29 protein-coding genes and 1 pseudogene are annotated in these 20786 nt (G+C 71.9%); 25 read left to right on the forward strand and 5 right to left on the reverse strand.

Features of this window, described 5'->3' with window-relative positions; all coding sequences use genetic code 11:
• Window positions 1-11: 11 nt before the first annotated feature.
• From ACIPPM_RS21905 to ACIPPM_RS21920, 4 genes and pseudogenes are all read right to left on the reverse strand, one after another.
• Window positions 12-212: a DUF4244 domain-containing protein gene (locus ACIPPM_RS21905; RefSeq protein ID WP_393593903.1), complete on the reverse strand. Its 201-nt coding sequence runs from the start codon at window positions 210-212 to the stop codon at window positions 12-14.
• Window positions 213-269: 57 nt separating this feature from the next.
• On the reverse strand, window positions 270-1052 hold the full coding sequence (locus ACIPPM_RS21910; RefSeq protein ID WP_401450375.1) for a type II secretion system F family protein: 783 nt from the start codon (window positions 1050-1052) through the stop codon (window positions 270-272).
• Window positions 1049-1924, reverse strand: coding sequence for a type II secretion system F family protein (locus ACIPPM_RS21915; RefSeq protein WP_401450378.1), 876 nt, complete (start codon window positions 1922-1924; stop codon window positions 1049-1051). The genes ACIPPM_RS21910 and ACIPPM_RS21915 overlap by 4 nt, the downstream gene beginning before the upstream one ends.
• Window positions 1917-2510: pseudogene (locus ACIPPM_RS21920) on the reverse strand (CpaF family protein); the annotation flags it as partial. The pseudogene ACIPPM_RS21920 and the gene ACIPPM_RS21915, both read right to left, overlap by 8 nt.
• A gap of 42 nt (window positions 2511-2552) precedes the next feature.
• Here ACIPPM_RS21920 and ACIPPM_RS21925 point away from each other — a divergent pair.
• Window positions 2553-4040 carry a recombinase family protein gene (locus ACIPPM_RS21925; protein ID WP_401450381.1) on the forward strand — a complete coding sequence of 496 codons (1488 nt, stop codon included), beginning with the start codon at window positions 2553-2555 and terminating at the stop codon, window positions 4038-4040.
• 37 nt (window positions 4041-4077) lie between these two features.
• On the opposite strand, the gene ACIPPM_RS21930 is transcribed toward ACIPPM_RS21925, so the two are convergent.
• Window positions 4078-4287, reverse strand: a complete 210-nt coding sequence (locus ACIPPM_RS21930; RefSeq protein WP_401450383.1) for a hypothetical protein — start codon at window positions 4285-4287, stop codon at window positions 4078-4080.
• An 857-nt stretch (window positions 4288-5144) separates the two neighbouring features.
• Here ACIPPM_RS21930 and ACIPPM_RS21935 point away from each other — a divergent pair.
• From ACIPPM_RS21935 to ACIPPM_RS22050, 24 genes are all read left to right on the forward strand, one after another.
• Window positions 5145-5426, forward strand: coding sequence for a helix-turn-helix domain-containing protein (locus ACIPPM_RS21935; RefSeq protein ID WP_401450386.1), 282 nt, complete (start codon window positions 5145-5147; stop codon window positions 5424-5426).
• Window positions 5427-5668: 242 nt separating this feature from the next.
• A complete protein-coding gene (locus tag ACIPPM_RS21940; protein ID WP_401450388.1) occupies window positions 5669-6034 on the forward strand; it encodes a hypothetical protein in 366 nt (121 codons plus the stop codon).
• Window positions 6031-6207, forward strand: a complete 177-nt coding sequence (locus ACIPPM_RS21945) for a hypothetical protein (RefSeq protein ID WP_401450390.1) — start codon at window positions 6031-6033, stop codon at window positions 6205-6207. The genes ACIPPM_RS21940 and ACIPPM_RS21945 overlap by 4 nt, the downstream gene beginning before the upstream one ends.
• A gap of 2 nt (window positions 6208-6209) precedes the next feature.
• Window positions 6210-7031: a hypothetical protein gene (locus ACIPPM_RS21950; protein WP_401450393.1), complete on the forward strand. Its 822-nt coding sequence runs from the start codon at window positions 6210-6212 to the stop codon at window positions 7029-7031.
• 15 nt (window positions 7032-7046) lie between these two features.
• Window positions 7047-7595, forward strand: a complete 549-nt coding sequence (locus ACIPPM_RS21955) for a hypothetical protein (RefSeq protein ID WP_401450396.1) — start codon at window positions 7047-7049, stop codon at window positions 7593-7595.
• An 85-nt stretch (window positions 7596-7680) separates the two neighbouring features.
• Window positions 7681-8079 (forward strand): hypothetical protein, encoded by a 399-nt coding sequence (locus ACIPPM_RS21960; RefSeq protein ID WP_401450399.1) that lies wholly within the window; start codon window positions 7681-7683, stop codon window positions 8077-8079.
• 26 nt (window positions 8080-8105) lie between these two features.
• Complete coding sequence (locus ACIPPM_RS21965; RefSeq protein ID WP_401450402.1) at window positions 8106-8363, forward strand: hypothetical protein; 258 nt, start codon at window positions 8106-8108, stop codon at window positions 8361-8363.
• A 124-nt stretch (window positions 8364-8487) separates the two neighbouring features.
• The gene (locus tag ACIPPM_RS21970; RefSeq protein WP_401450404.1) at window positions 8488-10944 is read left to right on the forward strand and encodes a phage/plasmid primase, P4 family; all 2457 of its coding nucleotides are present in this window, start codon (window positions 8488-8490) and stop codon (window positions 10942-10944) included.
• Window positions 10945-11200: 256 nt separating this feature from the next.
• The gene (locus ACIPPM_RS21975; RefSeq protein ID WP_401450406.1) at window positions 11201-11554 is read left to right on the forward strand and encodes a hypothetical protein; all 354 of its coding nucleotides are present in this window, start codon (window positions 11201-11203) and stop codon (window positions 11552-11554) included.
• Window positions 11551-11970 carry a hypothetical protein gene (locus tag ACIPPM_RS21980; RefSeq protein ID WP_401450408.1) on the forward strand — a complete coding sequence of 140 codons (420 nt, stop codon included), beginning with the start codon at window positions 11551-11553 and terminating at the stop codon, window positions 11968-11970. Before ACIPPM_RS21975 ends, ACIPPM_RS21980 begins: the two co-directional genes overlap by 4 nt.
• Window positions 11967-12170, forward strand: a complete 204-nt coding sequence (locus ACIPPM_RS21985; protein ID WP_401450411.1) for a hypothetical protein — start codon at window positions 11967-11969, stop codon at window positions 12168-12170. The genes ACIPPM_RS21980 and ACIPPM_RS21985 overlap by 4 nt, the downstream gene beginning before the upstream one ends.
• A complete protein-coding gene (locus ACIPPM_RS21990; RefSeq protein WP_401450413.1) occupies window positions 12167-12529 on the forward strand; it encodes a hypothetical protein in 363 nt (120 codons plus the stop codon). Before ACIPPM_RS21985 ends, ACIPPM_RS21990 begins: the two co-directional genes overlap by 4 nt.
• Window positions 12526-13638, forward strand: coding sequence for a hypothetical protein (locus tag ACIPPM_RS21995; RefSeq protein ID WP_401450415.1), 1113 nt, complete (start codon window positions 12526-12528; stop codon window positions 13636-13638). Before ACIPPM_RS21990 ends, ACIPPM_RS21995 begins: the two co-directional genes overlap by 4 nt.
• Before the next feature lie 53 nt (window positions 13639-13691).
• Window positions 13692-14372, forward strand: a complete 681-nt coding sequence (locus ACIPPM_RS22000; protein WP_401450417.1) for a DNA methylase — start codon at window positions 13692-13694, stop codon at window positions 14370-14372.
• Between the two features lie 77 nt (window positions 14373-14449).
• Complete coding sequence (locus tag ACIPPM_RS22005; protein WP_401450419.1) at window positions 14450-15061, forward strand: hypothetical protein; 612 nt, start codon at window positions 14450-14452, stop codon at window positions 15059-15061.
• 53 nt (window positions 15062-15114) lie between these two features.
• Window positions 15115-15324, forward strand: coding sequence for a hypothetical protein (locus ACIPPM_RS22010; protein WP_401450422.1), 210 nt, complete (start codon window positions 15115-15117; stop codon window positions 15322-15324).
• A gap of 114 nt (window positions 15325-15438) precedes the next feature.
• Window positions 15439-15669, forward strand: a complete 231-nt coding sequence (locus ACIPPM_RS22015; RefSeq protein ID WP_401450424.1) for a hypothetical protein — start codon at window positions 15439-15441, stop codon at window positions 15667-15669.
• Window positions 15666-15980, forward strand: coding sequence for a hypothetical protein (locus ACIPPM_RS22020; protein ID WP_401450426.1), 315 nt, complete (start codon window positions 15666-15668; stop codon window positions 15978-15980). Before ACIPPM_RS22015 ends, ACIPPM_RS22020 begins: the two co-directional genes overlap by 4 nt.
• A complete protein-coding gene (locus ACIPPM_RS22025) occupies window positions 15977-17107 on the forward strand; it encodes a conjugal transfer protein (protein ID WP_401450428.1) in 1131 nt (376 codons plus the stop codon). The genes ACIPPM_RS22020 and ACIPPM_RS22025 overlap by 4 nt, the downstream gene beginning before the upstream one ends.
• Window positions 17107-17283, forward strand: a complete 177-nt coding sequence (locus ACIPPM_RS22030; protein WP_401450430.1) for a hypothetical protein — start codon at window positions 17107-17109, stop codon at window positions 17281-17283. The genes ACIPPM_RS22025 and ACIPPM_RS22030 overlap by 1 nt, the downstream gene beginning before the upstream one ends.
• Complete coding sequence (locus ACIPPM_RS22035) at window positions 17280-17600, forward strand: hypothetical protein (protein ID WP_401450431.1); 321 nt, start codon at window positions 17280-17282, stop codon at window positions 17598-17600. Before ACIPPM_RS22030 ends, ACIPPM_RS22035 begins: the two co-directional genes overlap by 4 nt.
• A gap of 110 nt (window positions 17601-17710) precedes the next feature.
• On the forward strand, window positions 17711-18127 hold the full coding sequence (locus tag ACIPPM_RS22040; RefSeq protein WP_401450433.1) for an NUDIX domain-containing protein: 417 nt from the start codon (window positions 17711-17713) through the stop codon (window positions 18125-18127).
• 208 nt (window positions 18128-18335) lie between these two features.
• A complete protein-coding gene (locus tag ACIPPM_RS22045; RefSeq protein WP_401450435.1) occupies window positions 18336-18530 on the forward strand; it encodes a DUF6257 family protein in 195 nt (64 codons plus the stop codon).
• Between the two features lie 88 nt (window positions 18531-18618).
• Complete coding sequence (locus ACIPPM_RS22050) at window positions 18619-20721, forward strand: cell division protein FtsK (RefSeq protein ID WP_401450437.1); 2103 nt, start codon at window positions 18619-18621, stop codon at window positions 20719-20721.
• The last annotated feature ends 65 nt before the right edge of the window (window positions 20722-20786 follow it).

Consider the following 20786-nt stretch of genomic DNA (forward strand, 5'->3'; position numbering starts at 1 on the left):
CCGCGCCCCGGTCACATCCGCGCACTGAGCGCTCGTTTCACGATGCCCTGGAGTTCCGCCTTGACCTGGCCGCTGGTCACGACCTCGTAGAGCAGCAACGCGAAGCCGACCGCCGCGATGATCCCCATGGCGTACTCGGAGGTCACCATTCCGGCGTCCTTGCGGCAGCGTTCCCGCAGCAGCGCCCACGCCTTGCCCGCCTTCTCACGCATCTCAATTCCCTTTCTGTCCAGCTTGGTTGTCACGTTCGTCCGCATCGGTCCGCTCTGTCAGGGCCCACCTCCTCCCAGCGCGCCGCCCGCGAGGCCGATCACCACGGGCAGCACGCCGACCGCGATGAAGGCGGGGAGGAAGCAGAGCCCGACCGGCGCGGAGATCAGCACGGCCGCCCGGCGGGCCCGGACCGTGGCCGCCCTTATCGACTCCGCCCGCGCGTCCGAGGCGAGGCGGGCCACCGGGTCCGCCGCGGGGAGCCCGGAACGGTCGGCCCGCTCCAGCAGCCGGGCCAGCGCCCCCGCACCGGGCAGCGCCGCCAACCGTGCCCAGGCGTCCGCCGGTTCACCACCGAGCCGGGCTTCGGCCGCGCCCCGCGCCAGCGCCTCACCGACAGGGCCGCCGAGCGCCTCCCCCACCGCCCGGGCGGCGACGACGGGACTCGCACCGGACTCGATGCAGGCGGCCAGCAGCTCTGCGGCGAGCGGGAGTTGACGATCCACCGCGGCCGTGTCGACCGCCGATGCCGACGGCGCCACCCGGCGCTCCTGCCACCGCCACAGCAGCGCGGCGGTCACGATCCTCACCAGCGCCCCGACGGGACCGCCGACCATCGCCCACACCCCGCATGCCACCCCGGCCACCGGCAGCCACCGTCTGGCCAGGGCCGGGACCGCGAGGGAGCGGCCGGTCCCGGACGGCTCCGGGTCCAGCAGCCCCGCCAGCCGCTTCCGCGCCAGGCGCCGCTGCCGAGCCGACTCCAGCCACCGGGCCACCGAGCCGAGGGCGACGGCCACCGCCAGGGCCACCCCCAGGCTGTGGACGACAGCGCCGCTCACGCCGCCTCAGCTCCGCGCACGATCCGGGCCGCCCACCACACCCCGGCGCCCTCGAACAGCGCCCCCGCCACTAGACAGCCCAGCCCCGCCCCCGTGTGCAGGAGCACTCGCAGCGGGTCCGCGCCCATGGCCGCGCCGAGGAGCAGCCCGAGCAGGGGCAGTACCGCCAGCAGCAGGGCCGTGGCCCGGGCGCCGGACAACTGGGCTCGCAGGTCGGCACGTTGGTCCCGTTCCGCGCGCAGCGCGCCGTCCAGGCGGCCGAGACCGGCGGCCAGTCCCGCGCCCTGGTCCACCGCCACCCGCCAGCAGGCGGCCAGCCCCAGCAGCCCCTCGGCGCCCGGTTGCCGGGCCGCCACGGCGAGCGCCCCCGGCACATCGCCGCCGAACCGGGCCGCGGCGATCACGGCCGCCTGCGCCTCGCCCAGGCCCCCGGAGTCCCGTTCCGCCCGCAGCAGCGCCTCGCCCGGTTGCTGCCCGGCACGGACCTCCCCGGTGAGCACCCCGCACAGGGCGATCACCGCGTCCGCCCGGCGCTCCCTCACCAACCGGGCCCGCCGGGCCTTCGCCACCCGGCGCAGCACCGGCACCCCGGCGGCCCCCGCGACCACCGGGATGACCGAGGCCCCGGCCGCCGCCAGCACCAGCCCCGCCACCAGCGACCACCACTCGGCACCCACCCGGCCGTGCAGCCGCCGCAGTTCACCGAGGAGCCGTTCCCAGGGCGTCGGCCCGGTGTCCACCACTCCGTCGGCCGCGAACAGCAGCCTCGCCCGCCTGACCCCCAGATGCCGTGCGTTCAACAGCCAGGCCACTCCCCCGGCGCAGGCCAGCCCCGCGCCCGTCACCGTCTCTCCCATGCCGACGTCAGCCATCGCTCCCCCGCTCGCTTCCCGCCCCGTCCAGCAGCGCCCGCAGCCGCTCCCAGCCGCGCTCCGGCACGAAGGCCCGCTCGCCCCAGCGGAGGGCCGGTACCGTCCGCACCAGCCCCGAGGTGTCCCGCTCCAGCACATGGACCTCCGCGATCCGGCGCCGCCCGGCGCGGTCCCGCACCAGGTGGATCACCACCGACAGCGCCGCCGCCAACTGGCTGTGCAGCGCGGCCCGGTCGAGCCCGGCCGCCGTCCCCAGCGCCTCCAGCCGGGCCGGTACGTCGGCGGCCGCGTTGGCGTGCACGGTGCCGCAGCCGCCCTCGTGGCCGGTGTTGAGCGCGGCCAGCAGATGCACCACCTCGGGGCCGCGCACCTCCCCGACGACGAGCCGGTCGGGCCGCATTCGCAACGCCTGCCGGACCAGGTCCTCCAGCGTGACCAGCCCGGCGCCCTCCTGGTTGGCGGGCCGTGTCTCCAGCCGGACGACATGCGGGTGGTCGGGGCGGAGCTCGGCCGAGTCCTCGGCGAGCACGATCCGTTCACCGGGCCCGACCAGCCCGAGCAGCGCGCTCAGCAACGTCGTCTTCCCGAAGCAGGGTCAATGACACCACTAGTGAGGCACACTCACGTCATGAAGAACACCCAAACGGGGGGCGCCCGAACGCGCGCCGTGATCTACCTCCGCATCAGCCAGGACCGCGCTGGCGCCCACCTCGGCGTCGACCGCCAGCGCGAGGACTGCGAGGTGCTCGCCGAGCGAAACGGCTGGGACGTCGTCAAGACCTACATCGACAACGACATCTCCGCCTACAGTGGCAAGAAGCGCCCCGACTACCGGCGGATGCTTGATGACCTTGACCAGGGCGCCGCCACCATCGTCGTCGCCTGGCACACCGACAGACTCCACCGCTCCCCCACGGAGCTGGAAGAGTACATCGACCTGTCCGAACGCCGCGGCGTCAATACCCACACCTGCCAGGCCGGGCCCATCGACCTGTCCACACCGTCCGGCCGGATGACCGCGCGCATCCTCGGCGCCGTCGCCCGCCACGAGTCCGAGCACAAGGGCGAACGCGTCGCCCGCGCCCGCCGACAGAAGGCTCTCGCCGGGGAATGGATGGGAGGCATCCGTCCGTTCGGCTGGGGGCTGCCGACTGGAGAAATGCGCACCATCGCCGACCGGAAGACCGGCGAGGATGTCCAAGTCCCGGCCCTGGACATGATGAAGGCCGTGCCCGAGGAGGCCGTGGCGTTGCGCTTCTGGACGGACGAGATCCTGTCCGGCGGGTCGATCCGGTCCCTGGTGAAGTGGTGCGCCGACAAGGGCGTCCTCACGACCCGCGGCAACGCGGTCACCCATACCGACATGCGGGACATGCTGCTCCGCCCGAGGAACGCCGGGATTGCCGTCTATCGGGGCGAGGAGGTCGGCACCGGGAAGTGGGAACCCATCGTCGACGAGGCGAAGTTTCGGGCAGTCGCCGCGATCTTGAGGGACCCGAGCCGGACCGTGAACCGGGGCACACAACCGAAGTGGCTAGGCTCGCTGCTGTACCGGTGTGGCCGTCATGCCTGCACCGGGTACGTCACCGTCACCCAGTCGGGTGGCCGACAGTACCCCTCGTACCGTTGCCCCACCGGTCACGGCGGTGGCCGGCGCGCCGAGACCGTCGATCAGTACGTCGAGGACGTCATTGTCGAGCGGCTGTCGCGGCCGGACTCACACGACCTGCTTGAACCGGCGCCGGACGGCGTGGACGTGGCTGGCCTGCAGGCGGAGAGCGAGCAGGTCCGGCGGCGGATGGCGGATCTTGCGGGGCTTTTCGGCGCCGGGCGGCTGGAGCTGGCGCCGTTCACCCAGGGCATGGACACGGCCCGAGCCCAGTTGGACGGGGTGACCCGACAACTCGCCCGTGCAGCGACGCAGGACCCGCTGGTCGGCCTGGTGGGGGCGCCGGATGTTCGCAAAACGTGGAAGGTGCTGCCGTTGGACCGGCAGCGGCATGTGCTGCGGGCGCTGGTCGAGGTGACACTGAAGACACCGCGGCCCGGGCGAATGCCAGACGGCGGGTACTTCGACTATGACGCCGTGGTGTTCGAGTGGAAGCGCGGCCGGTAGGCACGGGCGGGACAGGTCGCCCTTGCCAGAGCCGCGCCTAGTGATCGGCCGTGTTGACCTCCGCCAGCCCAATCCCGAGGACCAGTTGCGCAGTCCGGTTGAGCTCCTTGAGTGTTTCCTCGGGCATGGCTTCGCGCCGGACGCCGAAAGCCACGCCGTAGCGGGTTCTGAAAGGGACGATCACCTCCCCGTCCGGCAGGTCGTCGGTGAAGAAGTACCACGCAGTAGGCGAGTCTGGCTGCTCCATGCGCTCCCCCATCTCCCGCTCACGCGTTCGATTTATGGTTCAGACCAGCCCCTTCTTCGGGTGCTGGGCCGGAGTCATGATCGCATCACACGCCCCATATATCTACAGCCCGCATTCAAACACTACGGTGAGTGAAGCTTAGGCATATGCCCCACCGGCTACTCACCCTGCGGTGGGACTAGTGAGTCAATCAGTCGCAGCAACCGCTCACGCTGATCTGCGGGGAGTTGATCAAGCTTCCGCACGTAAGCAACTGCTTCACCGGTCCCAGACCGCAAGGGCTCTACGCCGTGGAACTGAGCGCCAGCAGCATCTTGGAGCCTCTCAACGGGTAGCTGATAGCCCACCGCCAGCGCGCGCAGCTCCCAGAAATCCGGAGGCGTAATGCCTCCCTCCTCGTTCCCCTCCAAGCGATAGATCCGGCCACGCTTCACGACCTTCTGAGTCACTGGATCCACCGCTCGCGCGGCCACCTTGCTCAGACCGTCACCGAGTTCTGCGCGACGACTCCTGAGAAGGTCTGTGAGCTGAGCCCCGGGACCGTGTTCAGGGTTAACAGACAGCTCAGCATTGGGCGCCATGGGGCACATCCTGTCATTCCTCTCTCAACTGCGAACGTCGGCCCGTTCAGGCTCTTCGTGGATTCACGGGTCTGTACGAGCAGGTAACCAGACCCGTTCATCCATCCCACTGAACGGATTGTTCAGCAAGCCGAGCGCGACCGCCAGGTAGCGCGGAGTCGTTGGCTGATTACAAGTGCGCCCCCTTCCTCCATCTTGCTGGACAAGTCGTTCAGCTGGAGGGATACTCTCTCTACGCCGTCCATCTAGATGGACACGTCGTCCTGTGGAGAGAACGTGAGCAGTCAGACCACGATGTACGCCGTCGAAAGCGGCGCACGGCTGAAGCTCCTGATGGAGCGAACGGGGACCGGTAATTCGATCTCCAGCCGCGCGCTGGCCAGAGTTGCTGGAGTGGCGCACGGCACGATCGGCGCTCTCATGACCGGCGCCCAGAAGGCGGTGCCAGAAGACAAGGCCAAAACCATTGCCGCCGCGCTCGGCGTTGATTTGCTCGTCCTCTTCGTCCCCATGGAGCGCGCGGGTCGCGTCCTGATTCCGGCGCAGGCCACCGCATGAGCGCTCCTGCCCAGACCACTGAGTCCACGCGCCCCATCCGCTTCGCGGACTCCGCGCGAAACGTCGCCTACTGGGCCCGGATCAGCCGCCTTGTTGACGCAGCGCCCTCACTCACCAGCGAGCAGCGAGCAGCCGTCCGCACCGCGTTCCACCAGAGCTGAAACGCCGAAGGGCCGCCCAACCTGCCCGGCCTGGCGACCCCACGACCGGCGCCCCTGACAGCAGAGAAAGCAGAGGTCACCGTGACCACCGACAGTACCCCGGAAAGCATCTCGATCAGCGTGCAGCAGCCCGCCGTCCAAGCGCTGGCCCACCTGATCGCCGAGCACCCCACCCTGCCCGGCGCGTACATCACCGTGCACGACCTGCATGAGCTGTACCCCGGCCGCCTGGACCTGCAGTTCATGCGGGCCTGGGAGTTCGAGACCTGGCGCGAGGCCCTCAACATCCCGGCCAGCGACGTCAGCCTCGCCTTCTCCAGCACGAACAGCTGGATCGCCGCCCGCACCACCATCGCCGACGTGACCGTGGAGATCTCCGGGTTCGGCATCCACCTCACCCTCGCTGACGTCACCGCTCCGCGCGAGAACACCGAGGACGCCGCGTGAGCGCCGGAAGGGCCCGCGGCTCCGACCGCTTCACCACCGCCGGCCAGGACACCACCCTCACCCAGCGCGCCGCCGCCACCCAGCTGGTGCGCGAGCACGCCCGCGACCAGGCCGACGAGCAGCACCTCCTCGACGTCCTCGGCCTCACCGCCCCCAGCAGCAAGGACAGCTAGACATGGCGCGCACCAGCGGCAGCGACGAGATCGGCGAACAGCTCGCCGAGCGCATCACGGCCTTCATCGTGGACACCGCCACCAACGCGCCCCGCTCCCTGCAGAAGCGGATCGGGCCCAGCGAGGTCGGCGACCCCTGCGAGCGGAAACTGACGTACAAGGTGCTCGACTGGCCGACCGCCCGCGACGACGGCGACCCCGCCGCGTCGATCATCGGCACCGGCTTCCACAGCTGGATGCAGGAGGCGTTCGAGCGGCGCCAGACGGAGATGCCCGACGGCCGACCCCGGTACCGAGTCGAAGAGCGGGTCACCGTCCGCGACTCCCCGTACGAGGCCGCCGTCGTCGCCGGGTCCACCGACCTGTTCGACCGGGCGACCGGCACCGTCTGGGACTGGAAGCTCGTCGGCCACACCACGCAGGACAAGTACCGGCGTGAAGGCCCCGGCGACCAGTACCGCATCCAGGCCCACCTGTACGGGCTCGGACAGGAGAACGCGGGCGAGACCGTGCACCGGGTCGCGATTTGTTTCGTCGCCCGCTACCACGAGCTGCGCGTCCACGTCTGGACCGAGCCGTACACCCGGCAGATTGCCCTCGACGCGCTCGCTCGCCTCGACGCGATCCGCTCCCGCCTCGACAGCCCCGAGGCATCCGCCAGCGGCTACAGCCACACCTGGTGGACCCAGATCCCCACCTCGCCGAAGGCCAAGTGCCGGTTCTGCGAGTGGTCCAAGCCCGGCAGCAGCGACCTGAGCGTCGGCTGCCCCGGCATCCAGGCCGACCGCCCCGCGCGGCACGGCTTCGAATCCCTCATCGCATAGAAGGAGCGCATCCGCATGGACGCGAACAGCTTCCTCATGGGCGGCGGCGGTGCCCCCACCGCCAAGTTCCCCAGCATCGGCACCGTCGTCGGCGGCCGCATCACCGAACCCCCCACCATCGAGCAGCAGCGCGACATCCAGACCGGCGAGCAGAAGACCTGGAACAACGGCGACCCGATGATGCAGCTCGTCGTCACCGTCCAGACCGACGACCGCGACCCGGCCATCGAGGACGACGACGGCCGCCGCCGGATCTTCGTCAAGGGCCAGATGAAGAACGCCGTCGCCGACGCCGTCCGGGTCACCGGCGCCAAGGGCCTGGAGGTCGGCGGCATCCTCCGGGTCCGCTACAGCCACGACGGCGAGAAGAAGAAGGTCGGGTTCAACGCGCCGAAGCTGTACGACGCGCACTACACCCCCGCCGCGCAGGCCGAGTTCGGCGTGGCCCCGGCCGGAGTGAACACGGCCACCGGCGAGATCGCCAGCCCGCCGCCCGCCGCCCCGCAGCAGTACGCGGCCCCGGCCGTCCCCGCCCAGCAGCGCGGCGACGAACCCCCGTTCTAGGCCCCGCCCCTCGCACGCCGTCCCGCCGCCGCGCCCTACGCCGCGCGGCGGCGGGACGGACCAACCCACCAGGAAGGACCGGGCCGTGACCGAACGCCCATACACCGACGACGACCTTCGCGCCGAGGCCGCCCGCCAGCACGCCACGCTCACCGAGGACCCCGACTTCATGGGCGTCAGCGAGCAGATGGAAGGCCGGGATGTCACCCCCGACGGGGGCGTCGCCTGGGACGACTTCAGCGACGAGACCCACGCGACGGCGCAGCACAGCATTCACGACCTGATCAACGGCGCGGCTGACGTGTCCCGTTGGGCCGTCGACCTCGGCGCCGACGGACTGGAGCCCTCGCCCGACGTGATCAACCTCGACGGCGACAACGGGCCCGTGATCCGCGTCCTCTTCGCCTTCGAGCCCGGGATGCCGGAGGGCATGCGCCGGGCGTTCCAGATCGGCGTCGCGCAGGTCATCGCCGACAACTCCTGACCAACCCACCAGGAAGGAGCCACCTCATGGCCACGATCACCATCGACGCCGAGACCGCCCGGCACGTCCTGTGGCACTACGGCTGCGACGGCGGATGGGTCCCCGGCAGCTTCACCGTCCTGCTGATGCGGGTCATCGACGCCGCCGACATCATCCACACCTCCCGGCTCCGCACCGTCTACCCCGAGCTGGTCGCCGCCATGAACCTCGCCGCCACCCGCGAAGACGGCACCGCCCGGCTCCAGCGCATCGCCGGAATCCCGGCCCCCGCGCCCACCGCCTGACCCTCCGCGCCTCGGCGACCGCCCGCTTCCCCTCACCACCCGGCGGCCGCCCTCCCCGCCCGCCGCCGCGACCTCCCCCCGACGCGGCGGCGGGCACCCCGAACCTCGCAAGGAGCACCCACTCGTGACCACCGCCCCGGTCCGCGACACACCACTCGACGGCGCCCTCTGGCTCATCGGCCACGGCTTTGCCGTCTTCCCGGTGGACCACCCTGGGCTGCTCCAGTGCGCGGGCATCGGCATCGGCCACGACCCCGCCACCTGCGCCCAGCGCGGCAAACACCCGGCGGTCACCTTCACCAAGCGGCACACCCGCGACGAGAGCCTCGCCCGCCAGTGGTTCGGGCTCGACACACACCCGCGCAACGTCGGCGTCTTCGTCGGCGGCACCACCGGCCCCGACGGCGAGCAGCTCCTCGTTGTCGACTCCGACCGGCCCGGCGCCCTCGAGGACGCGGCCGCCACACTCGGCGAGCAGCACACCCCGACCATGCGGGTGAACACCGCGCAGGGGTACCACGACTACTACTGGGCCCCCGCCGGCCTGAAGCTCGGCAACGGACTCGGCGCCCTGCGCGGCCAGTTCGACGGCGACGTCCGCGCGGGCAACGCCTACGTCATCGGGCCCGGCAGCATCCACGCCACCGGCGTCCTCTACGAACTGGCCGACGCCGACCAGCCGCCCGCCGCCGCACCCGAGTGGCTGCTCACCACCCTCACCACCAAGCCCGCCGCCCCCGCCCCGGCCGCGCCCGGCACGGTCGTGCTGCCCGCCGACCGGCACGACGCCTACACCCGCCGCGCCCTCCAGGCCGAATGCGACGCCATCGCGGCCGCCACCGACGGCGACCAGAACAACCAGATCAACACCAGCGCGTTCAACATCGGCACCCTCGTCGGCGCCGGAGCCCTCACCGAAACCGAAGCCCGCGACGCCCTCCTCGCCGCCGCCCGCGCCGGACACCACCCCGACAGCCGGGCGCTGCCCACCATCCACTCCGGGCTCACCGCCGGGATCGCCCACCCGCGCACCCCGTGGCCGCCCACCCCGCGTAGCCGCAACGACTTCGGCCAGCTCCTCCCGCAGCAGCCCGCCCCGGCCCCCGCGGCCGCCCCGGCCTGGGCGGCGCCCGCCGAGCAGCCGGTCACCCTGCCCACGCCGATGCCCGCCCGCGACTGGGACGACCTCGGCAACGCCGAACGCGTCATCGACCGGCACGGCACCGAGATCCGCTGGCTCGCCGACATCGAACGCTGGGCCTACTACGACCGTGGCCGCTGGAACCTGAAGGCCGCCAACACCGGCGTCTGGACCCGCGTCGCCAACACCATCAACCGGCTCGCCGACGAGGCCGACAACTACAACGACCAGGCGCCGCCCCCGCCCGAGCCCGACAGCAAGGCCAAGCCCCTGCCCAGCGAGCAGGAGAAGTTCCTCGCCTGGGCCCGCAAGCAGCGCATGCGACCCAAGCTCGCCGCAGCCCGCGACGTCCTCCAGGCGTACCCGGCGGTGCACACCACCATGGACGCCTTCGACCAGCCCGACATGCTCCTCAACATCGCCAACGGCATTGTCGACTTGACGACTGGTGACCTCCGCGCCCACGACCGCGGCCTCTACCTCATGCAGCAGTCACCCATCCGCTACGACCCGCACGCCACCTGCCCCCGCTTCGACACCTTCCTCGGCGAGGTCATGCCCGACCCGGCTCGGCGCGCCTACCTCGCCCGCGTCGTCGGCTACAGCCTCACCGCCGCCACCGGCGAACAGGTCATGTTCATCCACCACGGCGAAGGCGCCAACGGCAAAGGCGTCTTCACCCGCATCGTGATGGGCTTGCTCGGCGACTACGCCCAGGCCGTCCCCGCCTCCACCCTCATGGCCAAGCAGAACGACGGCGGCATCCCCAACGACATCGCCCGCATGGTCGGCAAACGGTTCCTGTCCACGTCCGAGACTGGCCGCACCAGCGACGGGCGCGGCAAGCCCCTGGACGAGGAACTCGTCAAGCGCCTCACCGGCGAGGAGTCGATCCCGGCCCGCTTCCTCAACGCCGAGTTCTTCGACTTCAAGCCCGTCGGAAAGATCCACCTGGCGACCAACCACCTGCCCGACGTATCCGGCACCCACGGCATGGCCCGCCGCCTCCAGGCCATCGGCTGGGACGTCATCGTGCCCCCGGCCCGCCGCGACCAGAAGCTCGCCGAGAAGATCCTCGCCGCCGAAGCCGCAGGCATCCTCAACTGGGCCATCCGCGGCTGCCTCGACTGGCAGAAGCAGGGCCTGGCCGTACCCGACGCCGTCACCGAGAAGACCCGCGAGCACATCGCGCAGTCCAACCCGCTCGCCACCTGGCTGGAACAGGCGACCGACGAGGTACCCGACGCGGTCACCGAGAACAGCGAGCTGTACGCCAGCTACCGCACCTGGGCCGACAAGGCGGGCGTCAAGACGCCCATGTCGCAGAAGGCGTTCACCACCCGACTCATCGAACGCGGCTTCCAGCAGTCCAAGGACGGGCGCACTCGCCGTGCCCTCACCCATGGTCTCGCGCTCGCCCGCCTCGGGGGTGCCCAGTGAGCGACTGTGCGAAGGGGTTCGAAGGGGTTGCGAAGGGGTTTGCGAAGGGGTCTGCGAAGCCTTTGACCTGCAATTCGAAGGGGTCGAAGGGGTTTTCAGACACTCACGCATACAAGGAGATGCACAACACGATCGCCTCGTATGTAAGAGGAACCTCGCTCAACCCCTTCGATCCCTTCGCTTCGCAGGTCAACCCCTACGCGAACCCCTTCGACAACCCCTTCGCAACCCCTTCGCACCCCTTCAGGGCCGGGCCGTGACCGCCCGCCGCCCGCGGCCGACGCAGGCTGACCACGCCGAGGCCACCGCCACCACCGTCCGGCGGCGCCCCTGCCCGGCCTGCGGCCTCGAGATCCTCACCGCCCGCACCCCCGACCGTGTCCTCGCCGTCGACGTCCGCGCCGACCCGGCCCCACTCGACTGGGACGCCGAACACGCCGCCCGCCGGGCCGGGCTCCTCACCTGGTGCCTGACCGGCGGCCCCCACACCCCGCAACGCCTGCGCTGGCGCGACCGGGCCCACACCCGGCACTGCACGCACCAGGTCGTCGCCGACCACCACTGCCAGCCCCACACCCGCCCGACCTACCGTCAGGAGAGCTTCCTGTGAGCCAGTCCTTCACCATCTCGCTCCCGCCCGGCCTGCCGCTGCTCAACGCCAACCGGCGCGTCCACCACCACGTCCGCGCCACCCGCACCCGCGAACTGCGAGCCGCCGCCATCGAAGCCGTTGCCGGACACCGCGACCTGATGGCCGCGCTCGCCGCCGCCAAGTCCGGCCCCCTGTTCACCCGCGCCCGGATCGTCGCCTACCTCCGGCCCGCCCGCGCGGGCCGCGCCGACCCCGCGAACTGGTACCCCAGCTTCAAGGCGGTGGTGGACGGCCTCGTGGACGCCGGGCTCCTCGAGGACGACGACCACACCCGGCTCATCGGCCCCGACATGCGGCTCGGCTCCCGCACGCCGGGCGGCCAGCTGGTCCTCGTCATCAGCGACGCCACCGGCTGGACGGACGTGGCCGCATGAGCGAGGAGCCCGCCGTCATCACCGGCATCCGGCCCGGCCTGACGGTCCGCGCCGAAGAGTACGGCCGCAACCCGCGTGCCGACTGGCTGTGCCGGTGCGGCCACCACCAGCAGGCCCGCGGTACGGCCGCCGTCCAGCAGCTCGTCGCCGACGTCCGCGTCGGCCACTGCCCGCACTCCGCGAAGGGACTCGCCGCATGACCGGCACCACCCGCGCCCTGCGCCTGGCCTGTGTGACCGCCGCCGTCTACCTCACCGTCCTCGCCTACACCTCCGCCCTGCACCGCGCGCACGGGCACGCGGCCGCCCTGTGCTGCACCGCCTTCTTGCTGCTGACCGCGGCCCGCCGCGAGACCCTCGCCGCCCGCGACCGGCGTGCGGCGGCGGTGCGCGCCGAGCGGGCCGCCCGGGCCCGCGCCTACGCCGACGACCGGCCGTACGCCGCCGAGTACGCCCGGGGCTGGCTGGACCTGCACGCCTCCTGTTGCCTGACCGGCTGGCACACCGGCGGCACCGACCACGACCTCGTCCACTGCACCCGGAAGGACCACAGCCGATGAGCGAGCCCCTGCGCGCCGTTCTCACCGTCACCGTCGAGACCCGCAAGAACAGCGACTACTACTTCGACCACGACGACCTCCTGGCCAACGTCATCCCCTGGATCGAGAGCAGCCTCTCCGACCGCGACGACATCGCGAAGGTCACGATCACCGCACAGCCGCCCACCACCGAGCCCACCCTGCGCGACCGCATCGCCGAGGCGCTCGTCGACTGGGCGTACCGGAGCACGGACCGGAAGTACACGGCGTTGCGCCGCGACGAGACCGTCCGGGCGAACGCGTACAGCCGTGCCGACGCGGTGCTGGCCGTGCTGCCCGCGCCCGTGGACCGGGCCGCCGTCCTGCGCGAGGCCGCCGAGGTGGCGGAGTCCTTCGACATCGACGCCAGCCCCCAGTCGGTCGCCGCCGAGCTGCGTCGCCTGGGCGCCGAGACCCTGGCCGCTGAGCCGTCGGCCGACCGCTGCGACACGGAGTTCATCGGCGGCGGCCAGTGCACCAAGCCCGCCGGTCACCGCCCGCCCGGCAGCGACAACCCCTGCACGCCCCGCTACACCGCCGACACCATCACCGACAACGCCCTCGACACGCTGTACCGCGACCTCGCCGGGCTGCGCGAGGAGCTGGGCGGCCGCGACGAGGAGGCGCGCGAGCGCTGGGTGCAGAAGCAGGAGGAGCAGCTCGGCATCAAGTGGGCCGACTTCCGCGCGGGCAACTGGCAGATGGACCTGGCCGCTGGCCGGGACTTCGCCGCCGCCTACGTGGCCGCCGCCCGCGCCCTCCTCGGGGACGCACCGAACTACAGCGAGACCAAGCTGGAGTTCGACGTGAAGATCGCCGAGTCCCCCGAGCTGTACACGCTGGTCGTTCAGCGGCACGGGCCCGGCGTGCTCACCCCGCACGAGGCCCGGCAGCGCGCCGAGGGCGAGCTGGCGCGGGTGCAGGCCGCCATCGAGCGGGTGCGCGCCCTGCACGTACCCATGCAGCTCGAGGGGCAGGCTTGGTGCAACGAGTGCTGCGTGGGGCGCACCACCAGCCTGCGGACCGCAGAGTGGGTGGCGCTGTTCCCCCACCCGTGCCCGACTCTCGCCGCCCTCGGCGACACCGAGTGACCGCCCACCGCCCCCGGGTCCTAGACCTGTTCTGCTGCGCCGGCGGGGCAGGCATGGGCTACTGGCTGGCTGGGTTCGACGTCGTCGGCGTCGACATCGTGCCGAGGCCCCGCTACCCGTTCGAGTTCATCCAGGGGGACGCCCTCGACGTCATGCAGGACCGCTGCCAGGAGTTCCTCCTCGTCCACGCCTCCCCGCCCTGCCAGGCTCACACCGCGCTGACCAAGGGCACCAACAAGGGCCGCACCTACATCGACCTCATCCCGCAGATGCGCGAGCTGTGTGTCTGGTACGGCGTGGACTGGGTCATGGAAAACGTCAACGGCGCCGCGCTCCGCAAGGACCTCACCCTGTGCGGCGAACAGTTCGGCCTCGGAGTGCTCCGGCACCGCAACTTTGAACTCGGCTGGATCGGCTGCGCCCCGATCACGCCGATGCCACACCGCAGACACCGCGGCCCCGTCCGCGGCTGGCGGCACGGTGTCTGGCGCGACGGTCCTTACATCGCCGCCTACGGCAAGGGGGGCGGCAAGGGCACCGTCGCCGAGATGCAGCAGGCCATGGGCATCACGTGGACCGATGTGCACGAGGAACTCACCGAGGCTATCCCGCCCGCCTACACCGAGTGGATCGGGCGAGAGTGGCTGGTCCGAGGCGAATGGGGCGCGAACCGCGAACCCGATCCGAAGCAGCGGCTGGCGCGACTCCGACGCTCCTTGGCCACCGTCGCCTGACCGTACGACTCCGGCCGCCCGCGTTCTCACCGCGGGCGGCCGGGCCAGCCCCACCGTCCCACAGCCTGGAGAACACCTTGAGCACCTGCACCGCCTGCGACCACCGGGACGCCGGGGACCAGTACCTGTGCACGCCCTGCACCACCCGCCTCGCCGACCGGCTGGCCGGCCTCCCCGACCTGTACGCCGAACTCTCCCTGACGCCGCGGGTGACCGGGCTCGCCGAGGTCGTCACCGCCGCACCCGTGGAAGCCCGCGCGCCGATCGACCTGACCGCACTGGACCTGCCCGGCAACGCGGCCTGGAAGCTCGAGGTCCGGCGCCGCGACATCCAGCGGGTGCGCTGGCCCGACCGGAGCGGGCCCGAGCCCGCCAGCCTCATGGCGCACTGCCGCTGGCTGCGCATGGAGGTGGAGTGGATCGCCGCCCACTACCCGGCCGCCGCCGACCTCGCCGCCGAGGTCCGACACCTGGAGAGCGACGCGCTCACCATCGTCGGGGCGCCCCCGGCCCGCGCGCAGCGCCTCGGCTACTGCGTCGCCGTCACCGACGACCAGGGCACCGTCTGCGGGGCCGTGCTGCGCCGCTACCCGGGCGAGCCGGTGCGCTGCCGCTGGTGCCGCACCGAATACCGGAGCGAGCAGGACCTCCTGCTGCTGCGGCACTACCAGCCGAGCGAAGTCGCATGACCCGTACGGCACGGGGGGTTGTGCAAAACCCTGGGTGCGGTATCCTTCTGGAGGTGGAAACGCCCCCATGGCGGGACCGCCTCCGCGAGGCCGACGAGCTGCTGGAACAGCTCAACGCCCAAGCGGAGCAGGCCCGCAGACGCAGAGCGTTCGCGCTCAAGGACGGGGCTGAGGATCTCGGCAGCGTGTACGCGCTGGCGAAGGACCTGAGCCTCAGCCAGACCGCCGTATCCAAGGCGATCAAGAAGTACACACCCGCATAACGCAGAGCGGGAGCCAGAGCAGTAGCTCCGACGGTGCTGGAACACCGCCGGGCGCGCGCACCGCTCCGACTCCCTCACCGCTGACCATCCTGACCTAACCAGGAGGCATCGGCTATGGCCGATCTTGTCACGCCCGCGCCCCAGCGCGGCACCCACCCGACCCGCAAGCTCATCGCCGCGGGCATCATCCGCCGCACCCCGGCCAGCACGGCCGCCGCCCAGCAGCACCGGCTCGCCGCGCTGCACCGGGCCTGCCAGCGGGACTACGCGGACGCCGCCCCGATCCGCGCCCGCATGACCCACCGCGCGCCCCGCCTGTACAGCACCGCGGCGGTGACCCGATGAGCGAGCAGCAGAACTGGCCCGAAGGCGTGATCGCCCGCTACCTCACCGTCGGCGGCGCCACCGTCTACCTCATCCACGGGAACCGCACCTACCCCACGAACGACGGGATCGGAGCGACCCGCAACCACACCACTGCTGTCTGCACCGGCTGCCCCGCCGCCGAGGAGTTCAGCCACTGGAAGACCGTCCGGGGCAACTACTCGTCCTGGGAGACGCGTGACCCCGACTCCGCCGACCGGGACGCACGCGACTGGGCCCAAGCCCACGCCCAGACCTGCCGCGCCATGCCCCGCCCGGCGGTGACCCGGTGAACACCCGCACCCTCACCAAGGGCCAGATCGCCGTCCTGACCGCCGCTGCCGTGGCCATGCTCGCGGTCGGCACGGTCGGAGCGGTCGGCACCTACGGCAACGTGGTCTCCGAGTTCCACCGGCGGGCCACCGCGGGCGGTGTCGTCGCCTCCGGCGAGGGCCTCACCCTGATCCTGTCGCTGATCATGCTGGGCCGGACCATGCTCGGCATGGCCTCCCCGGCCGCCGTACGCGCCGGCCTCTGGCTCGCCCCGGTATCCGCCAGCTTCACCGGGCTGGCCATCGCCGACAGCGTCACCGAGTCCGCCGTCTACGCCGTCACCCCGCTCGCCATGTCCGGCGCCGCCGAAGGACTCGGGCTCATCGCCCGCTCCATCGTCGTCTACCGCACCGGTGTGGACGCCGAGACGATGCGCCGCAACGCGGACGTGGCCCGGCGCCTCGCCTACGAGCGGGCCGTCGCCGACAGCCACCCCGGCAAGCTGAAGAAGAAGTGGGCAGTGCGCCGGTACTGGCGGCTCGCCCAGCACGTCGGCGTCGGCGACGCCCAGCTCGGCGCCGGACTGGTCGACGTACAGCGCACCCGCGTCCGCGACGGAGCCGATGCCGCCCTCGCCTCCATGTACGGGGTGGCCACCCCACCCGCCCTGGAAGCGCCCGCCGAACCGTCCCGCCCGGCGTCCGCCACCGAGCGGCTGCGCACCACCTTCGCCGACATGGACCCGGCCGCCGCGATCCGGCTCGCCGCTGATGCGCGACCTGATGCGGACGTGGTCGAACTCGCCGCGATCCTCAGCACCTACGGCCTCGCCGTCGACCCCGTCGCCGTCGCCGTGGTACTCGGCGAGCGGCCTGCCGAGTACGAGGTGCACCGACCCGATGCGCCTGTTGCGCCGCAGGTCAGCCCGTCGCCTCCGGCTCTGCCCGCGCTGAGCCTGCAGGGCGCGGTCGAGGAGGCCGCAACAGCTCTCGGTCCCGATGCCACGGCCCGCGACATCGCGGCCCGCCTGGAAGAGACCCGGCGGCTGGTCGTCCCCGAGAACCACATCCGGAGCGCCTTGTCCCGGGCCGCAAAGAAGCCCGCCGCAACGCCCCGCAACGACCCCATGAAGGGCGGCTACAACTGATGCGCGCACTCTTCTTCGGCGCCCTGCTCGGGCTGCTGCTCTGCCTCCCGGCCGCCACCGAGGTGACCACCACCGTCGCCACGGCCGCCGCCACCCAGCCCGCCGTCATCGCGTTCGCCGCCGGTATCGCCGTCCGGCCCGCACTCGCCCGCCGGATGCGGGGGTGGACGGCATGAGCGACGCCCTGAAGGGAGCGGAGGCCGCCGTCCGCGAGGCCACCACGAACACCGCGGACGTCGCGCAGATCGTGGCCGCCGTCCTCGCCGCCCAGCAGGCCGCCACCCCCGCCCCCCAGCCGCCCGCCCCGCGGCCCAACCGCCCGGTTGGCCTGTACGTCGCCGCCGGAATCGGCGGAGCCGTCGCCCTCACCGCCCTCGCCATGGCCGCCGCACTCCTCGCGGTCGCGGTCGCCGTCGGCGCCGTCTGCGCCACCGTCTGCCTGCTCGTCCTGCGCTCCGTCTGGCAGGACATGCAGGTCGGACGCCGCCGGTGACCCGGCGCCGGCCGCCCGGCCGCACCACCTGCCGGGCCCTGGCCCTGATCGGGCTCGCACTCACCCTGACCAGCCTGTACATCGCCATCCACTGACCCGGAAGGAACCCCATGTCTGAGACCTTCGAGACCATCCGCTACACCGCCGATGTCGTCGTCATGACCACCAACGGCAACGTCCTCCTGATTCAGCGCGGCTGGGCCCCGTTCGAGGGCGCGTGGGCGCTGCCCGGCGGCCACGTCGACCCCGGCGAGACCAGCCGCGCCGCCGCAGCCCGCGAACTGGCCGAAGAGGCCAGCGTGTACGCGGCGCCGGAGGAACTGGTCCAGGTCGGCACGTTCGACCAGCCCGACCGTGACCCGCGCGGCCGGTACGTCACCGTCGCCTACCGCCTGGAGGTCATCCCCGGCATCCCGATCGAGGCCGGCGACGACGCAACCAACGCCCAGTGGTGGCCCCTGAACGCGCTCCCCGAGCTGGCGTTCGACCACGCCGACATCATCGCCGCCGCCCAGCGCGCACACTGACCTGCCCTTCCGTCCCCCACGGACTCGTGCCGTGGGGGAGCGGTGGGGCCGGACAGCCCGGCCCGCACACCCCGAGGGGACATCCGATGGACCGCACCCCAGACACCGGCAGCGAGATCGAGATCGAGGACGACGGCGACTACACGATCACCTTCTCCATGAGCCTCCCGCCCCAGCCGACCAGCACCGAGGACCAGGAGAAGTAGCCATGGCCAGCACCCCGTCCGAGGAGCCCACCACGTACACCGTCGGTGAGACGGCCCGCATGGTCGGCCTCGCTTTCCGCATCACCCGCCGCGAGGCCAGGGGCAAGTCCACCGCCCGGCTGGAGCGCCGCGCCGACCGCATCCAGGAGCAGGCCGAGGAGCGCAAGGCCGCCGCCGCCAAGGCCCGCAGGAAGTAGACCCGCCACGGGGCGGCCGCCACCCGGCCAAGGATCGTCGGCCGCCCCGTGCCCCCGGCACCCAGACGAGCACCCGGAGACGCACAGCATGACCCTCAGCCTGATCAAGCCGCCAGAGGACGCGCAGGACACCCCGGACAGCCCCGCGTCCCCGCCGTCCTCCACCCACCCCGAACGGCGCCGCGCCCGCTACCAGCGCATCGCCCGCGCCGCCCTCGCCGACGACCGCGTCCGCACCGCCGGACGCCTCACCGTCCGCCACGCCGCCTACACCCTCGGCGGCGCCCGCATCCTCACCCGCCGCGCCTGGGACTCCCGCACCACCGCCCGGCACGAACGCATGATGCGCGCCGCCGAAGCCGCCGGGAACGAGGAACTGGTCCGCCAGTGGGAACAGCGCGCCTACGCCTACCGGTTCGCCCGGCACAAGCGGCGCATGGAACTCCTCCAGATGGCCCTCAACGCCCCCAAGGCCGTCGGCTCCGCCACCGCCACCGGCGCTGGCACCCTGCTCCTGCTCGGCATCATGCTCGCCTGGTACAACCACGACCTCGCCGACATCCTCACGCCCACCAGGGCCGTCATCGAGTTCGTGGGCTGGGTTGCCTTCCTCGCCAGCGTCATCTGGGCGCCCCTGCTCTACTCCCTGCCCGTCCTCGCCCTCACCGGCGCCTGGGCCGTCGGCCGCCACCGCCAGGCCGCCCCCACCTGGGCCCTGCCCGGCGACCCCGAGACCCGCGACGTCGTTCCCGACGAGGGCGCCATCCTCAAGGCCCTCAGCAACCTCGGCATCGGCCCCCTCAACAAGGCCATCAAGGAGGGCTGGCAGCCCCGCTGGGTGTCCCCCACCACCCGCTCCGGCGGCGGCTGGCACACCCAGCTCCAGCTCCCCATGGGCGTCAACGTGGAAATGATCGCCGACAAGAAGCGGACCCTCGCTCACAACCTGCTGCGTAAGCCCGTCGAGGTGTGGCCGACCGAGCCGCGCGACCAGGCAGGCGTCCTCGACCTGTGGGTAGCCGACCCCGGCGTCCTCACCAAGCCGGTACCGGCCTGGCCGCTCCTGACCGAGGGCACCACCGACTTCTTCAAGGGCGTCCCCGTCGCCATCAACGCCCGCGCTGACCGGGTCACCGGACGACTGATGGCATCCAACTACCTGATCGCCGGAATCATGGGCTCAGGCAAGTCGTCGCTGGTCGTCGCCCTGCTGCTCGGCGCGATGCTCGACCCGCTGGTCGAGGTCGACGTCCACGTCCTGGCGTACAACATCGACTACGACCCGATGCGGCCGCGCCTGCGGACCCTGGTCAAGGGCGACGAGGACGAGCACATCGTCGCGGCCATGGAGACGCTGCGCTCCCTGGCCAGCGAGGTGTCCCGCCGGGGACAGGAACTGGAACGCCTCGGCACCGAGACCAAACTGACCCGCGAGATCGCCGAACGTGACCCGTCGATGCGGCCCCGGATCGTCGTGTTCGACGAGGTACACGAGCTGTTCGGACACCCCGACCACGGGAAAGAGGCCAAGGAGCTGGCACTGAAGGTCACCAAGAAGGCACGCAAGACCGGCATCGTGCTGCTGTGGATCACGCCCGACGCGGACGCCAACAGCCTCCCGCGCGGGATCTCCAAGACCGTGTCCCACCGGATCGCGTTCGCCATCAACGACCACCAGGGCAACGACGCGATCCTCGGTACCGGCATGCACAAGAACGGGTACTCGGCGACCACGCTCGTCGCGGGCGAAGACCTCGGCACCGCCATGGCCGCGGGCTTCGGGAAGACCCCTGGACTCATCCGCTCCTACTTCCTGCGGAAAGAGGCAGGCGCCGACGAGATCACACCCGTTGTGGAGCGCGCCGTTGCGCTGCGGGAAGGTCTCACGCCCGCGGACGCCCCGCACCCCACCTTCGAGCCCGCCGACCCGCTCGCGGACGTCGCTGCCGTTCTCGGAGACGACACCCGCATGCTCACGCAGGAGGTTCTGCACCGGCTCGCCGAGCGCCGCCCTGACGCCTATCGCGAATGGGGGCCCGCCGACCTCAAGCGGGCCCTGGAGCCCTACGGCGCCGAGCAGTACAAGAGCGCCGGGAAGTCCGTCGTCGCCCGCGGCCGCGTCCTGGACGCCCTTGCCGAGCGCCTCGCCGAAGCCGACGCAGACCTGGACAACGAGCAGGGAGCCGCCTGAATCTCGGGGAGTTCTCCCCAACCGCCTCCCTATCCCGCCTCCCCTGTGCTGACCTGCGAGAACAC

The sequence above is a fragment of the Streptomyces sp. NPDC090119 genome, from assembly GCF_044747085.1.
Lineage (GTDB): Bacteria > Actinomycetota > Actinomycetes > Streptomycetales > Streptomycetaceae > Streptomyces.